Origin of the sequence: Paraburkholderia sp. XV (assembly GCF_020177535.1) — a bacterium.
Classification (GTDB): domain Bacteria; phylum Pseudomonadota; class Gammaproteobacteria; order Burkholderiales; family Burkholderiaceae; genus Paraburkholderia; species Paraburkholderia caribensis.
Genome location: NZ_JAGUUD010000018.1, coordinates 1 through 14,220, shown reverse-complemented (window position 1 = coordinate 14,220; position 14,220 = coordinate 1). Strand labels below are relative to the sequence as shown.

At 61.2% G+C, this 14,220-nt stretch carries 13 protein-coding genes and 1 pseudogene; 8 read left to right on the top strand and 6 right to left on the bottom strand.

Annotated features, from left to right (window positions below):
- Nucleotides 1–198: 198 nt before the first annotated feature.
- Both KFO72_RS12135 and KFO72_RS12130 read left to right on the top strand, forming a co-directional pair.
- Nucleotides 199–1,536: a heterodisulfide reductase-related iron-sulfur binding cluster gene (locus KFO72_RS12135; protein WP_225032217.1), complete on the top strand. Its 1,338-nt coding sequence runs from the start codon at nucleotides 199–201 to the stop codon at nucleotides 1,534–1,536.
- Nucleotides 1,537–1,558: 22 nt separating this feature from the next.
- Complete coding sequence (locus tag KFO72_RS12130) at nucleotides 1,559–2,140, top strand: DUF3501 family protein (protein ID WP_054933166.1); 582 nt, start codon at nucleotides 1,559–1,561, stop codon at nucleotides 2,138–2,140.
- Here KFO72_RS12130 and KFO72_RS12125 read toward each other — a convergent pair.
- Entirely contained in the window at nucleotides 2,137–2,601 is a 465-nt protein-coding gene (locus KFO72_RS12125) for a GNAT family N-acetyltransferase (protein ID WP_225032216.1), read from the bottom strand. The two genes, KFO72_RS12130 and KFO72_RS12125, sit on opposite strands and share 4 nt — an antisense overlap.
- A 102-nt stretch (nucleotides 2,602–2,703) precedes the next feature.
- On the opposite strand from KFO72_RS12125, the gene KFO72_RS12120 reads away from it, so the two are divergent.
- From KFO72_RS12120 to KFO72_RS12095, 6 genes are all read left to right on the top strand, one after another.
- Nucleotides 2,704–4,173: a PLP-dependent aminotransferase family protein gene (locus KFO72_RS12120; protein ID WP_225032215.1), complete on the top strand. Its 1,470-nt coding sequence runs from the start codon at nucleotides 2,704–2,706 to the stop codon at nucleotides 4,171–4,173.
- A 51-nt stretch (nucleotides 4,174–4,224) separates the two neighbouring features.
- On the top strand, nucleotides 4,225–4,557 hold the full coding sequence (locus KFO72_RS12115; RefSeq protein ID WP_054933145.1) for an ArsR/SmtB family transcription factor: 333 nt from the start codon (nucleotides 4,225–4,227) through the stop codon (nucleotides 4,555–4,557).
- Entirely contained in the window at nucleotides 4,554–5,090 is a 537-nt protein-coding gene (locus KFO72_RS12110; protein WP_225032214.1) for an SRPBCC family protein, read from the top strand. The genes KFO72_RS12115 and KFO72_RS12110 overlap by 4 nt, the downstream gene beginning before the upstream one ends.
- An 83-nt stretch (nucleotides 5,091–5,173) precedes the next feature.
- Complete coding sequence (locus tag KFO72_RS12105) at nucleotides 5,174–6,262, top strand: alpha/beta fold hydrolase (RefSeq protein WP_225032213.1); 1,089 nt, start codon at nucleotides 5,174–5,176, stop codon at nucleotides 6,260–6,262.
- Between the two features lie 85 nt (nucleotides 6,263–6,347).
- A complete protein-coding gene (locus tag KFO72_RS12100; protein ID WP_054933142.1) occupies nucleotides 6,348–7,478 on the top strand; it encodes a 3-deoxy-7-phosphoheptulonate synthase in 1,131 nt (376 codons plus the stop codon).
- Between the two features lie 88 nt (nucleotides 7,479–7,566).
- Complete coding sequence (locus tag KFO72_RS12095) at nucleotides 7,567–7,890, top strand: thioredoxin family protein (protein WP_054933141.1); 324 nt, start codon at nucleotides 7,567–7,569, stop codon at nucleotides 7,888–7,890.
- Nucleotides 7,891–8,443: 553 nt separating this feature from the next.
- Here KFO72_RS12095 and KFO72_RS12090 read toward each other — a convergent pair.
- The 5 genes and pseudogenes from KFO72_RS12090 to KFO72_RS12070 form a co-directional block, all read right to left on the bottom strand.
- Nucleotides 8,444–9,397, bottom strand: coding sequence for a hypothetical protein (locus tag KFO72_RS12090; RefSeq protein WP_063787011.1), 954 nt, complete (start codon nucleotides 9,395–9,397; stop codon nucleotides 8,444–8,446).
- 50 nt (nucleotides 9,398–9,447) lie between these two features.
- Nucleotides 9,448–11,232: a ShlB/FhaC/HecB family hemolysin secretion/activation protein gene (locus tag KFO72_RS12085; RefSeq protein ID WP_225032212.1), complete on the bottom strand. Its 1,785-nt coding sequence runs from the start codon at nucleotides 11,230–11,232 to the stop codon at nucleotides 9,448–9,450.
- A gap of 17 nt (nucleotides 11,233–11,249) precedes the next feature.
- Entirely contained in the window at nucleotides 11,250–11,534 is a 285-nt protein-coding gene (locus tag KFO72_RS12080; protein ID WP_225032211.1) for a hypothetical protein, read from the bottom strand.
- 666 nt (nucleotides 11,535–12,200) lie between these two features.
- Nucleotides 12,201–12,473, bottom strand: a complete 273-nt coding sequence (locus KFO72_RS12075) for a hypothetical protein (protein WP_054933126.1) — start codon at nucleotides 12,471–12,473, stop codon at nucleotides 12,201–12,203.
- A pseudogene (locus tag KFO72_RS12070) lies at nucleotides 12,473–14,220 on the bottom strand (filamentous hemagglutinin); the annotation flags it as partial. The gene KFO72_RS12075 and the pseudogene KFO72_RS12070, both read right to left, overlap by 1 nt.

The window sequence follows — 14,220 nt, the reverse complement described above, 5'->3', positions numbered from 1 at the left end:
GGACGGACGCGATAGTGCGGTACAAACGCGGTGCAAACGCGGCACAAACGCGAGACGTACTGAGACGATCACGATTTCGCGCACCGTACGCGAAAAAAAGTTCGAACGCGCTGACGAGAAAGAAGCGCATAAAACAACCCCACAGCCTTGCATGGGATGGGAGTAAGCAGGCCCGCCATGCCATCGGAGACGCACGCCATGCCTCACAAGGAAGGCAGTCTCGAAGCGCCCATTCGCCATCCGCTCGACTGGCAATCGGACGCGTTCTACGATCCCGAAGCGATCGATCAGGAATTGACGCGCGTGTTCGACATCTGCGCCGGCTGTCGCCGATGCGTGTCGCTATGCGGCGCATTTCCCGCCCTGTTCGATCTCGTCGACGAAACGGACACGGGCGAGGCGCACGACGTCGACAAGAAGAAGTTCGGCGCCGTTGTCGATCAATGCTACCTGTGCGACCTGTGCTACATGACGAAATGTCCGTATGTGCCGCCGCATCAATGGAACGTCGATTTTCCGCACCTGATGCTGCGCGCGAAGGCGGCCGCCTTCCGGCGCGGCGACGTGCCGTTGCGCGACAAGTTTCTGTCGAACACCGACGCGCTCGGCACGTTCGCCGGCATTCCCATCGTTACGCAGACGGTCAATGCCGTGAATCACACGCACGCGGCGCGCGGCATGATGGAAAAGGCGCTCGGCGTCGACAAGGATGCCTGGCTGCCCGACTTCGCCGCGCGCAAATTTCGCAGCGCCGCGAAGAAGTCGCCGCAGGTGCAGACCCGGGACGGCGAGCGCACGCCCGGCAAGGTCGCGATCTACTCGACCTGCTACGTGAATTTCAACGAGCCGGGCATCGGTCACGATCTGCTGGCCGTGCTCGCGCACAACGACATTCCCTACGAACTGGTATCGAGCGAGGCATGCTGCGGCATGCCCTTGCTCGAGCAAGGCAACTTGCAGGGTGTCGCGGCGAAGAAAGAGAAGAACATGCCCGTGCTCGCGCGTTATGCGCGCGACGGCTACGCGATCGTCGGCGCGATCCCGAGTTGCGTGCTGATGTACAAGCACGAACTGCCGCTGATGTTCCCCGACGACCCGGACGTGCGCGCCGTCAGCGAAGCATTCTGGGACCCGTTCGAGTACTTCATGGCGCGCCATCGCGATGGTTTGCTGAAGACCGACTTCAACACGCCGCTTGGCAAGGTGTCGTATCACGTGCCGTGTCATGCGCGCGTGCAGAACATCGGACGCAAGACGTCGGAGACGTTCGCGCTCGTGCCGGATACGCAGGTGACGGTCGTCGAGCGTTGTTCCGGTCACGCGGGCACGTTCGGCGTGAAGAAGGAATTTCACGCCATGGCGATGAAGATCGGCACGCCCGTCTTCAAGGCGATGGCGCAGCCGCAGCCCGATTACATCTCGTCCGATTGCCAGCTTGCCGGTCATCACATCGAACAGGGTTTCGACGAAAACAGCTTGCCGAAGACGCCGCTCGCGCATCCGTTGACGCTGCTGCGCAAGGCGTACGGCCTTTGATCTTCAATTTGCGAGGATGACGATGAGCATTGCGAGGAACTCCCTGTTGTCGCTCGAAAACTATGCGAAGCAGCGCAAGACGATGCGCGAGCGGATCATCGAGCACAAGAAAAGCCGCATGGTCCGGTTGGGCAACCACCTGACGTTCCTGTTCGAAGACGAACTGACCATTCGCTACCAGATTCAGGAGATGCTGCACATCGAAAAGATCTTCGACGAAGACGGCATTCAGGGCGAACTCGAAGCGTATCTGCCACTCGTGCCCAACGGCAGCAACTTCAAGGCGACGCTACAGATCGAATACGAAAACGAGGTCGAGCGACGCGCGGCGCTCGCGCGGCTGATCGGCATCGAAGACAGCGTATTCATTCGGGTGGACGGCGAAGAGCCCGTCTACGCGATCTCCGACGAAGACCTCGAACGCGAGAACAACGAAAAGACCTCGGCTGTGCACTTCGTTCGTTTCGAACTTACGCCTTCGATGAAAGCGCGCCTGCGAGACGGCGCGGCGTTGCTGATCGGCTGCGATCACCCCGGCTATCCCGTCGACCTGCAACCCGTCACCGACGACGTGCGCCGCTCGCTGGTCAAAGACCTCGCCTAAAGCGGCTTTCGATACACGACGAAGCCCGAACGGTCGGCGATCTTGTCGTAGAGCTGCATGGCCGTTTGATTCGTCTCGTGCGTGAGCCAGTACACGCGTTCGGCGCGCGCGGCCTTCGCCGCGCCGTAGACAGCTTCGATCAAGGCGCGGCCCACGCCCTTGCCGCGCTCCGATTCGAGCGCGAACAGATCGTGCAGATAGCACGTCGGTCCCGCCATCAGCGTGCTGCGGTGATACAGATAATGCACAAGGCCCGTCAGCGTGCCGTCGGCACGTTCGGCCACCATCGCATGCATGGGCTCCAGCCCGTCGAAGAAGCGCGCCCACGTCAGTTGCGTGATTTCGCGCGGCAGCGCCGTTTCGTCGAAGCGGCCATAGAAACGGTTATAGCCGTCCCACAGCGGCAGCCATGCCTCGTAGTCGGCGGGAACGACGGGGCGGATTTTCACAGCTTGCGTCACGGGCGGCGCTCCTTTCCTGTATCGATGGATATCGACGAAGCATAGGGTTTCTGTGGCACCATTGTTAGCTCCACATCGAATACAAAATCTGGAGCCACGCAATTGGACTACGGGCTGTTGATGTCGCGCTTCGCGAGCCAGGCGGCGGGCCGCAGGCTCACGCAGCAAACGCTGCTTTACGAAAGCCTGCGTCACGCCATCCTGAATGGCGACATTCGTCACGGCAGCCAGCTCGTGCCGACACGCGCGCTCGCCGAGCAGCTCGGCATCGCGCGCAACTCGGTGCTGTACGCGTACGAACGGCTCGCTGAAGAAGGCTTTATCGCGGCGAGCCGTCACGGGTCGATCGTCAGTTGCGTTGCGCTGCCTTCGGGGAATGCGGAAGACGCCGACGTCGCGCCTGTCAGCGGGCTGTCGCGGCGCGTCGCCAGTCTGCCGCGCGATCGCGCCGCGCGCGGCATGCGTTCGCCGTTTCAGGCGGGCGTGCCCGCGCTCGACGAATTCCCCGTCGCGCAATGGCGAGCGTCGATGGAGCGCGCATGGCGAGCCGTCGATGCACGCGATCTCGGCTACGGCTATCACGCGGGTCATCCGTCGCTGCGGCGCGCGGTGGCCGAGTATGTGCGCGTGTCGCGCGGTGTGCGTTGCACGGCCGATCAGGTGTTCATCACGTCGGGCACGCATACGAGCCTCGATCTGTGCGCGCGCATCCTCGCCGATCCCGGCGATACGGCATGGCTCGAAAACCCCGGCTATCAGGGCGCGCGGATTGCGTTCCAGGCGGCGGGCCTGAACATCGTGCCGATTCCCGTCGACGCCGCCGGACTCGCGCCCACGGAGCCACACTGGCAGCGCACGCCGCCGCGCCTCGTCTACATCACGCCGTCGCATCAATATCCGCTTGGCAGCGTGCTGAGCCTGGAGCGGCGCTGGTCGATCATCGACCACGTCGTCGAGCGCGGCGCGTGGATCATCGAGGACGACTACGACAGCGAGCTGCGCCACAGCGGTCCGCCGCTGCCGTCGGTTCAGGGCCTGCGCGACGCCGCGCCCGTCGTCTATCTCGGCACCTTCAGCAAGACGATGTTTCCGGCGCTGCGCATCGGTTTCATGATCGTGCCGGCCAGCCTCGCGCCGGAGATCGGCGGCGTAATCGGCGAGATGTCGCGGCAAGGACGCGTCGCGGATCAGCTCGCGCTGGCGGATTTCATCGAAAGCGGCAAGTACGCGCGCCATTTGCGCCGCATGCGCCGCATCTATCTGCAGCGGCGCGATGCGATGGTCAGCGCGATCCATACGCACATGCGCGATCTCGTCACGGTTTCATCCGATGGCAGCGGCATGCATCTGACGATGCGGCTCGATACGCCCCTGCAAGATCGCGATGTAAGCGCCGCGTTGCGCGAGCAAGGCATGTTGGTGTCGCCGTTGAGCACGTATTGCCATCAAGGCGAAGACGCCGGACGCTACAACGGTTTCATGCTCGGCTACGCGGGCGTGCGCCCCGAGAAGGCCGACCGGCTCGTTGCCGAACTCGGCGCGGCGATTCGCGGGTTGATGCCGGACAACTGATATTCAACTGAATGGTTGAATAAGGCCGAAACCTTGCCTATACTCGGACCGATGAACGAGTCTGCTCTCGACGGCGTGTTCCGCGCGCTGTCCGATCCCACCCGGCGCGCGATGCTCGCGCAGCTTGCCGCCGGCGAACGCAGCATCGGCGAACTGGCCGCGCCGTTCGCGATGTCGTTCGCGGCGGCGTCGAAGCACGTCAAGGTGCTCGAAGGCGCGGGGCTGATCCAGCGCCGGGTGCAAGGGCGCTCGCATATCTGCCGGATCGACCCGGCCCCGCTCGCCGCCGCCGACGCGTGGCTGCGTCTCTACGAACACTTCTGGAGCAGCCGGCTCGACGCGCTCGAAGACCTGCTGCGCAATTCCAAGGGGGATACACGATGAACCAGAACGAACCGCTCGGCGTTTTCGACGGCACGCAGGCCGTGCGCTTCGAACGGCTGCTGCCCGGCCCGATCGAGCGTGTGTGGGCGTATCTGACCGAGTCAGACAAACGCAGCCAGTGGCTCGCATCGGGCGCGATGCCACCGCAACCCGGCGGCGACTTCATGATGCATTTCGATCACTCGCTGTTGTCTGCGTCGCCTGAGGTTCCGCCCGAGCCGTATCGTCAGTATGCGGGCGGACATGATTCGCTGCACCGGCTATTGCGCTTCGAGCCGCCGCATCTGCTCGCGTTCACATGGGGCAGCATTCAGGACAATCTGTCGGAAGTGACCTTCGAGTTATCGGAGGCGGGCGATCACGTGAAGCTCGTGCTCACGCATCGCAACCTGTCCGGCCGCGACGAGCAACGGGATGTCGGTCCGGGCTGGCATAGTCATCTCGACGTGCTGCGCGAGCGCCTGAAGGGCACTGCGCCTGCGTCGTTCTGGACACTGTTCGAGAGCATCAAGGCGCGCTACGACGCGCTCTGAGGTTCGCGCGGCACGTCCGCACGCCCATTTCCGTCATCGTGTACGATCGCAGGCCATCGCGTACACGATGACGGAGACCAACCGTGTTTCGTTCGACCCTCGCTCGCGTTGCATTACTGACGGCTTTCGCATTGGCGCTGACCCTGCCTGCTGCCCACGCCGCCGACGCTTCCGCCGATCCCACCGAACATGCCGCCGACTTCATCGCGCATGACTTCCATTTCTCCGACGGCACGATCTTTCCCGACCTGCGCATCCATTACGTGACGCTCGGCACGCCGCAGCGCGACGCGCACGGCGAGATCACGAACGCCGTGCTGTTGCTGCATGGCACGACGGGCACGGGCAAGGCGTTCCTCACGCCGCTGATGCGCAAGGAGCTGTTCGCCGCCGGCGAGCCGCTCGATACCCAGCGCTACTTCATCGTGATGCCCGACGGCCTCGGGCGCGGCGGCTCGTCCAAACCGAGCGACGGCTTGCGCACGAAGTTTCCGCACTACGGCTATGGCGACGTCGTCGAAGCGAATCACAGGCTGCTGGTCGAAGGGCTGAAGGTGCGGCATCTGAAACTCGTGCTGGGCACGTCGATGGGCGGCATGCAGACCTGGATATGGGGCGAGCGCTATCCGGGCATGGCCGACGCGCTGATGCCGATCGCCAGCCAGCCGATCGCGATGGCGGGGCGCAACTGGCTGTGGCGGCAGATGATCGTCGGCGCGATCCGCAACGATCCAGGCTGGCAGGACGGCAGCTACACCACGCCGCCGACGCAATGGGCGCGCGTGATGCCCGTCTTCACGCTGATCACGGGCGACGCGGCGCGCATGCAGGAACAGGCGCCCGACCGCGCGGCGGCGACGCGCATGACGGAATCGATCGTCGCGGATGCGGCGAAGACCGATCCCAACGACGTGCTGTACTGGTTCGAGTCGTCGTGGGATTACAACCCGGAGCCGGATCTCGGTGCGATTCGCGGCCGCCTTTTCGCCGTCAATTTCGCCGACGACCTGATCAACGCCACGGATCTGAACGTGATGCAGCGGCTGATCGGCAAGGTGCCGCAGGGGCGCTATGTGGAAATGCCGGAGACGGCGCAATCGTACGGACACCAGACGCTTGCGCATCCTGAAGTGTGGAAGCCGTATCTGATCCAGCTGATGAACGGTGCCTGAAACCCGCGCGGGAGGCCGGCTGCGTCTCCCGCACGGCGAGTGCGATAATCCACAATTGCCCCGAAATGCAGAGCTGGAGAACAAAGTGAGCCGCATCGACAACCCCACACGCGACCAGGAAGCCGGCGTCGCCGATTCCACCCAGGACATCACGCGCATCGACGACACGCGCATCGGCGCGGTGCGTCCGCTGATCTCGCCGGCGCTGCTGCTCGACGAACTGCCGTGCCCGCCCGACGTGCAAACGCTGGTTGAACAGAGCCGCGTCGAGATCGCCGATATCCTGCACGATCGTGACGACCGGCTGGTCGTCGTCGTCGGTCCGTGCTCGATTCACGACCACGATCAGGCGATGGAATACGCGCACAAGCTGAAAGCAGCCGCCGATTCGCTGCGCGACGATCTGATGATCGTCATGCGCGTGTACTTCGAGAAGCCGCGTACGACGGTCGGCTGGAAAGGCTATATCAACGATCCGCGTCTGGACGGCAGCTTCCGGATCAACGAAGGGCTTCGGCGCGCGCGCGAGTTGCTGCTCGAAATCAGCGGGCTCGGCTTGCCGACGGCTACGGAATTTCTCGATCTGCTGAGCCCGCAGTACATTGCCGACCTGATCGCCTGGGGCGCGATCGGCGCGCGTACGACTGAAAGTCAGAGCCATCGGCAGTTGGCGTCGGGGTTGTCGTGTCCCATCGGGTTCAAGAACGGCACCGACGGCGGCGTGCAGATCGCCGCTGATGCGATTGTCGCTGCGGCCGCGAGCCATGCGTTCATGGGCATGACGAAGATGGGCATGGCCGCGATCTTCGAGACGCGTGGCAATGACGACGCGCATGTGATCCTGCGTGGCGGCAAGAAGGGGCCGAATTATGATGCTGCGGGTGTCGAGGAGGCTTGCAGCGCGCTGCGCAAGTTGGGGTTGCGGGAACAGGTGATGGTCGATTGCTCGCATGCCAATTCGAACAAGTCGCATGAGCGGCAGATCGAAGTCGCTCAAGACCTGGCGAATCAGTTGACGGGTGGGGATAAGCGGATCGTCGGGGTGATGATCGAAAGCCATCTCGAAGCGGGGCGGCAGGATCTGAAGCCGGGCGTGCCGCTTGCTCGTGGGGTGTCGATTACTGACGCCTGTATCGGTTGGGGGCAGACCGAACCTGTGCTGCATACGCTTGCGCAAGCTGTGCGGGCGCGGCGGCAGGCTGCTGCCGGGAAGTGACGGCAGGCCGTCGGCAGGGTTCTTCGACTACGGGCAACATGGCGTTTGACGCGCCGCGTTGTCCGGCGCATGGAGGCCATGGAGGCTTATGACTAACGCGAATCAATACTCGAAGGTCGCGCCGACGCGCGCGGATGTTGACGCGATGGCGGGTCTGACTGTCGTCGAATTTGGCACCGATTGGTGCGGGTACTGTCAGGGTGCGCAGCCTGTGATCGGTAAGGCTTTTGGCCAGCATCCAGGGACTCGGCATCTCAAGATCGAAGATGGGCCGGGAAGGCCGCTCGGGCGTTCGTTCAAGGTCAAGTTGTGGCCTACGCTGGTCTTTGTGCGCGATGGGGTCGAGGTGGCACGGGTGGTGCGGCCTACTGATGCTGCGCAGATCGAGGAGGCTTTTGCTAGTGTGGCGTGATGGGTGATTGGTTTTGCCTTTGCGCTGGCATTTGCGATTTGTTAGCTGCTTCAGGCGTCGCGGTTTGGTGTTTTTGGCCTTTGCGCGGGCATCCGCGTTTTGTTTGTGGTTCGCATGCGTTGCCCCTGTGCGGGGCGGCACCTACTTTTCTTTGCCGCCGCAAAGAAAAGTAGGCAAAAGAAAGCGGCTCACACCGCCAATTCTTGACGTTTGCCCACGGGCCCCCAACGTCCCCACACTTCACACGGCAACGCTCCGGTTGCTGCCCGTTGCCAACGCTTCGAACAGGCGTCTCACCCGCTTCCGTTACCCGTAAGCGCACGGCAGAGGCCGTGACGTCCAAGTACCCGATTCGACCGTACCTTCCGGCACGGTTGTGTTTTGTCGGGAGCGAACATGGCTTCCAGGCTGCAACCTGTCGCCTGCTTTACCGAAGCTGCGCGTGTGCTATTCAACCTCGTTATCGTGACCTTCCTGCCTGCGCTGGTTGTGGTCGCTATCAAGCGGTAGGCCGACAGGTGAAAGGCGAGCGTGCCCTCCTTTCACACAAATGTTAGAGGCCCACTTTCTTTTCTTCCGCTGCGAGAAAGTCGGCAGCGATCTTGTTATAGCCCGATGGCATTGCGTCGCGCACGTCGCCCGCGTTGTACAGCCAGCCATCGTGAAGTGTGCCGTTGTATTCGACATAGACCGACTGGCTGCCGTTGCCGATCAGGTAGCGATAACCGCCCAAGGTCTGGATTGTGCCGCCGACGCTCGCCTGCATCTGCTCCAGCGAGCCGGAACTGGGGCCAGTGACGGAATTGGTTTCGTCGAAAGTAATGTGCTGAACGAGTACCTTTCCACTCTGCACGTAGGTCTGCGAACCCGCTGGCATGATTGCGCCGTCCGATGACAGCAGACTCCGCAGTCCATTACCGACTGCTTCTTCCCGACGTACCACGTCACTGACCGGTTGGCCAGCCACGTCCTGGACCGTCAGCGTCACTTCATACAGCGCGGTCGACGTTCCTCGCATGCCCAACTGGTAGCCTTGGGCCAGCCGCTGAAAGATTTTCGAGTACGTGCCGATATCGCTCGGATTCGGATTGCGCGAGGTGAACAGACCTTCCGCCGTGATGTAGCCATAGTCCAGATCCGACCCGTAAGCGCCGAGAATGATGTCGATCGACCGGCTGAAATTCAGGTCCGATTCGCCCGTCACGAAGAAGCGGGTCCGGCCTGTGGCAAGCGGCGTCGAACTGCCAGGCCGCAGATTCGCACCGAACTGGTAGTAGCCCGCGCCGCTGCCGTCGAGAAATATGCTGTCGAAGAAGCTCGCGTTAGCCGATGGCGTCGGCGTCGAAGCGTCCGATGCGCCCGAGGGCGTCGCGGCCGAATTGGTCACAGACGACGGATTGCCGCTGCTACCGCCGCCGCATGCGGCGAGCGTGATTGCGAGCAATAGTGTTGCTGCTTTCACGCCCTTGTGTGTGACAAAGCGTTTCAGAGTACTAACTTTATACATGGCTATCTCCCTGATAGAGTGGGCCGTTTGCCCGTTGGATTAACTTGTAATCAGAACTGCATCGTTGCCTGCGCGCCGACTGTCACCCGCGAAGTGGGAAATCCGGCCGGCTTGTAGATGGGCGTGCCCGCGAACAGGTCATACGAGAATCCCGCATACTTCGCCGGTATGCCGCCGCGAATGCCAATTACAGCGCCTGCGAGCTGGGTGCCCGCCAGAATCGCCGTGTTCGGGCCGAACACTCGTCCGTAGTCGACTCCCGCGTACAGCGTTTGTCCCGTCTGGAAGACAGGCCATTGCAGTTCGTTGCGCCAGTAGAAGCCTTTCTCTGCCGCGAGCATCGTTTCTCCGTCGAAGCCGCGCACCGTGTAGCGGCTGCCGATGGTCAGGTCGTCGATGTAGAACAGCAGATCGTCGGTGTACTGGCCGTGGAAGGTCGTCACGTAACGGAAGTTCTGCGACGCGATGGCAAACGGTATCGACAGGTTTGCGTCGAGCACCGCCATCTTGTAGAGGTAGGTCGGGTGTTGCGTCGCCTGGTCGCCTGGGTTGTACAGGTTAGGGTTCGGGTCGCCTGTTGCGCCGAGGCCGTGAATGCCCTGGCGATAGGCAAGTGTCCCATCAAACTGTGCGCCGCCGAAGTAATGTCGGTCAGTTGCGCCTAACTCGATAAACGTGTTGTTGCGGTCCTGAATCGGGATGGTTGTGCCTTCAATAAAACTCTCGCCGACGCGCTTCGAAAGCTGGACGTATGCGCCGAGCACGTCGCTCTGGCTGCGCGAGAGCACGCGCGCGAGCCTGAACGCAGCCGTCTGCGAGTTGCCGCTGGAGACAAACGTCTGGTTCACGGCGGCAATGTTCTGGTAATAGGTATTCGTGTTGCCCGACAGCGTCGCTGTCCAGTAGCCCCACGGCACCGAATACGAGCCGTTGAAGCCGTGCGAGCCGAGTGTCTTGTTGCCGAACGACAGGTCCTGGTTCGCGCCGACCATGAATACGTCGTTCAGGCCGAGTGGGTTGTCGATACCGAGACTTACGTTGCCTTGCCATTTGCCCGTCGCATCCGTGCCGGAGTTGTCGGCCGACACGACAAACGTCCAGGGCTTCGAGCGCTTGACGTTCAGGATGATGTCGCTTTCGCCTGGCGCGTCGGTCGGTTCGATCTTCATGTCCACGTCCTGCGTCGCGACGCGCTTCATCTGCTCCAGTCCCTGCTCAAGGTCGCGCAGGTTCAGCAGGTCGCCGTCACGTGCGGGAAACGCAGATTTCCATGTGCCGCGCATCTCAGGATCGGCAAAGCGCAAATGACGCACAACACCGGGCACGAGTGCGACTTTCAGCGTGCCCGTCGACAGGTCCTGTTCAAGTAGCAGGACGCGCGTCGTCACATAACCGCGCGAGAGAATCGTCTGTTGCAGTCCTTTCGTGAGTATGTCGAGTCCGGACTTGCCGATACATTCGCCCCTGTAGTGATCGAGCCATTCCCGCGCGAACCAGAATGGATCAAGCGGGAGATTCGACGCGCCATGCTTGCGCGCGATATCGGGCAGCGTGGCCGGTACGTCGAGCGCGAAAGTGTCGATGCGAAAGCACGGTGATTCGTGCGGAAGGTCGGGATACACCCCGGCCTTTGGCACGGTCGAACGCACGGCCGTTGCGTTGACGGTCTGCTCGCGCTGCTGTGCGTCGCGTTGCTGTTGTAGCTGCTGGTTCTGTTCCGCGTTCGCGCGCGCGGCTGCTGCCGCCTCTGCGGGCGTCGGCGTTTGCTGTGCGTTGGACGCGAGTGTGACCAGGGCTGTGAGCGGCAGAGCCGCCAGCCTCTTTCCGATTTTCATGCGTTGTTTTTCCCTGATTACTTCGTCGCGCCTTTGCGTTTTCGGAAAAGAACGTACAAAGACCTGATCACTTCAAAAGCGAGTGCGGAGGCGAACACGATCTGAAAAACGATCAGAATCGCCCTGTGACGCTCGGTTTGCTGCGTCGACATCGGACTCAGGCTTGTATGGGCCGAAAGCCAGCCAACGATGTTGGGAAGGAATTTCATGCCAAGATAAACGAGCGTGATGCCGACCACCCGTGTAAGAGTTCCTTTCCAACCGCCATCTAGGATTAGTCGATCAACTTTGGAGCTAGTCATTTCCCTACCTGTTTTCCTGGAACAAACGACGATGTGCCAGCCGCTATTCCACCAATTGCAGCACCTGATAGACCGGGCATCGGATTTACGGTACGAGGCTGCAACAGCGCGGGAATGGTTGAATTGAAGTTGTCATAGACATATGGCTTCATCGCGTTAGCTAAACCCGCAGTCGTAGCGGCCCCACGAGATACCCCGCTGCGCCAGCCAAACCACCTAGAGCCGCAGCATACGTAATGCTATTAGAGTCTCCGTAGAGGGCGTTGTTAAACGCTGTATTTGTACCTGCTTCTGCTGCGCCCAGAATCATGTTGCTGAAGAATCCGACGTTAGCCCCAGTTGGTCCCGCAATCGCACCCGTGTTCCTTGTCCGCATCGCCGTTTGCCAGATTCTCGATGACCTGCGTTTCCTCGGGATGCAACTGCCGGTTGTAACGAACTGCGAACCCCGATGCCCACCGCGTTGGCGAGCCTCGTTTTCCCCGACGTGCCATGCACTTACACATCGATTCCCTGACAAAGTTCTGAGCCTTCAGCTTTTTGCCCTACGCGACTTTTGCCCTAAAGACGCGATTCTGCCAGATGGCGAACTGGGCTCAATCACGCCAGCTTGAATCAAGCCACAACCAACCCAAATCAAAGATGGGTTGGTTGTTTAAAGCATGTTTATTTCTCGTCAATGCTTCCTGACCCTTGCATCATGGCTTTGACGTGAATGATGCTGCCCAGGATATATAAAGGAAAGGCAATCACAACAAATGCAACGCCGATATTCACTCGACCAACAACCGCTGCTAATAATCCGATTATCGCGAACGGAAATCCATAACTTGCAACTCTCATCCCCTTATATTTCTCGCCGGCAGCTTTACGCTGAATAAGGGCGAAGACAAACGCAAAAACGATAGCAACAGCTAGAGCACCGATTTTGAACGCCATTAGTTTCCTCCCGCGCAGCCGCTGTACTGCTTACATTGAGTGCCCCCTGCCGCAAAACCTCCACCTATGCCGATCACGCCTTTTCCGGCAGATATAGCTCCACTCGAAGTATCACGCGTCACAGTGACATCAGCTACCGGACCAACCCCTCCAGCAAGGAATCCGCCTCTGCTTGACGAACTACCTGTGCTTGGCGCGCCTTGACTAAGGGTTGCAGATATACCTGCACCCCCATAAAAGCCCAAGCCGTAATTACCACATGCCTGAGCATACACACACATATTTAGACTGCGGCCCAACCCAACAGTGACGCCCACTTCAGCGCCTGCCCCAACACTAAACAGATGACCCTGTGCGTTTGCACCCAAGCTTAGGCCAAAGCCAGGTTGAGTGGCGAGCACATTGGAAATAAAGGCGCTGCTGTCCGCCTTTGCATCTTGCGATGTGTACTGAAACAAACTGCTCCCCGACGTTTGCCTGACCATACCGCCCGCAGCCGCCGTCGAGAACAGTGTTCCATTGTAGTTTTTCAATTGCGCTTGTTCTGCCGTATAACCCGCACCTTCTTTTTCTAGAGCCGAGTACTTCGCGTAATCGACCGTGCCCGGCGCATACTCTGCCGCGCAGTGGACCAGCGCACATCCCGCCGCTTCCAGACGGTGTTCCTTATCTGCGTCACCGTTGGCTAGTTCATGAATAACCTTCGTTTCATCAGGATGCAACTGCCGATTGAACCGGTCAACGTCATAACCGGAGAGTGCGCCCGCATTGCCGCCGACCGCCGCGCCCGCGCCAGTCGCAATCGCGTTTGCCACGATGTTGCCGAGCGCTTCGTTCATGCTCGCGTTGCCAGTCGGATTCGAACCTGCAATCGCACCACTCAGTTCGTTCAGCTTGCCCGCAGCAATCGACGCAATGCCTGCACCAGCCGCGCCGCCAAGCGCATTACCGCCCGCGAGACCCGCGACGAGTGCACCACCTGCCGCCTGCATTTCCGCGCGCGCCGTGCCGCCTTCCTTCCATGCGTCGATGCCAGCCTGGTCGCCAGCTGCCTGTGCTTCCTTGAGTTTCGAATCGGCGAAGTCGCCCACGCGCCGCGACACCGCTTCGCCTGCCGCGCTCGCCGCCGCCATCATGTCAGCCTGATTGTTCAGTATGTTGTTCACGTCCGGCAGTTTTGCGACAGTGCCGTTCGTGTTCGACGTATCGCGGTTCAGGCTCGCCACGTCCTGCGTCTGATGCGCGCTGTCCGTGACGTTGATCGTACCCGCGCTAATCCCGCTGCGCGTAGTAGCGCTATCGCTGCCGCTGTCGTTCTGGCTCAACATCGGCGCACCGCCGCCTGCGTTCTTGCCGGAAGTGGGGCCGTGCGTCGTGTAGTTCGAGCCGCCGTCGCCCGTCGTCGCGCCTGCACTGAACCCGCTGGAATGTGCGTTGTAACTCGACTGGTTCTGTATGTCGGAATACGTGAGCGTGCCCGTCGACAGGTTGTTCTTCGACGCGTCGGCATCGCTCGCGATGATCGCGCCTTTCAGGTCCGTGTTGCCCTTGACGTTGACGTTGAATCCGCCGTCACCCGCCTGGATACCTGCCTGTTCGTTCACGCCCACATAGCTGCCGTTAGCATTTGCGTTGGTGTGACTGAAACTCGCGCTGCCGCCGCCCTGACTGATGCTGAACCCGCCACCCATGCTTTCCTGATGCGCGTTGCTCGCCATCGTGTCCTGCACGCTCGCGATGTTCAGGT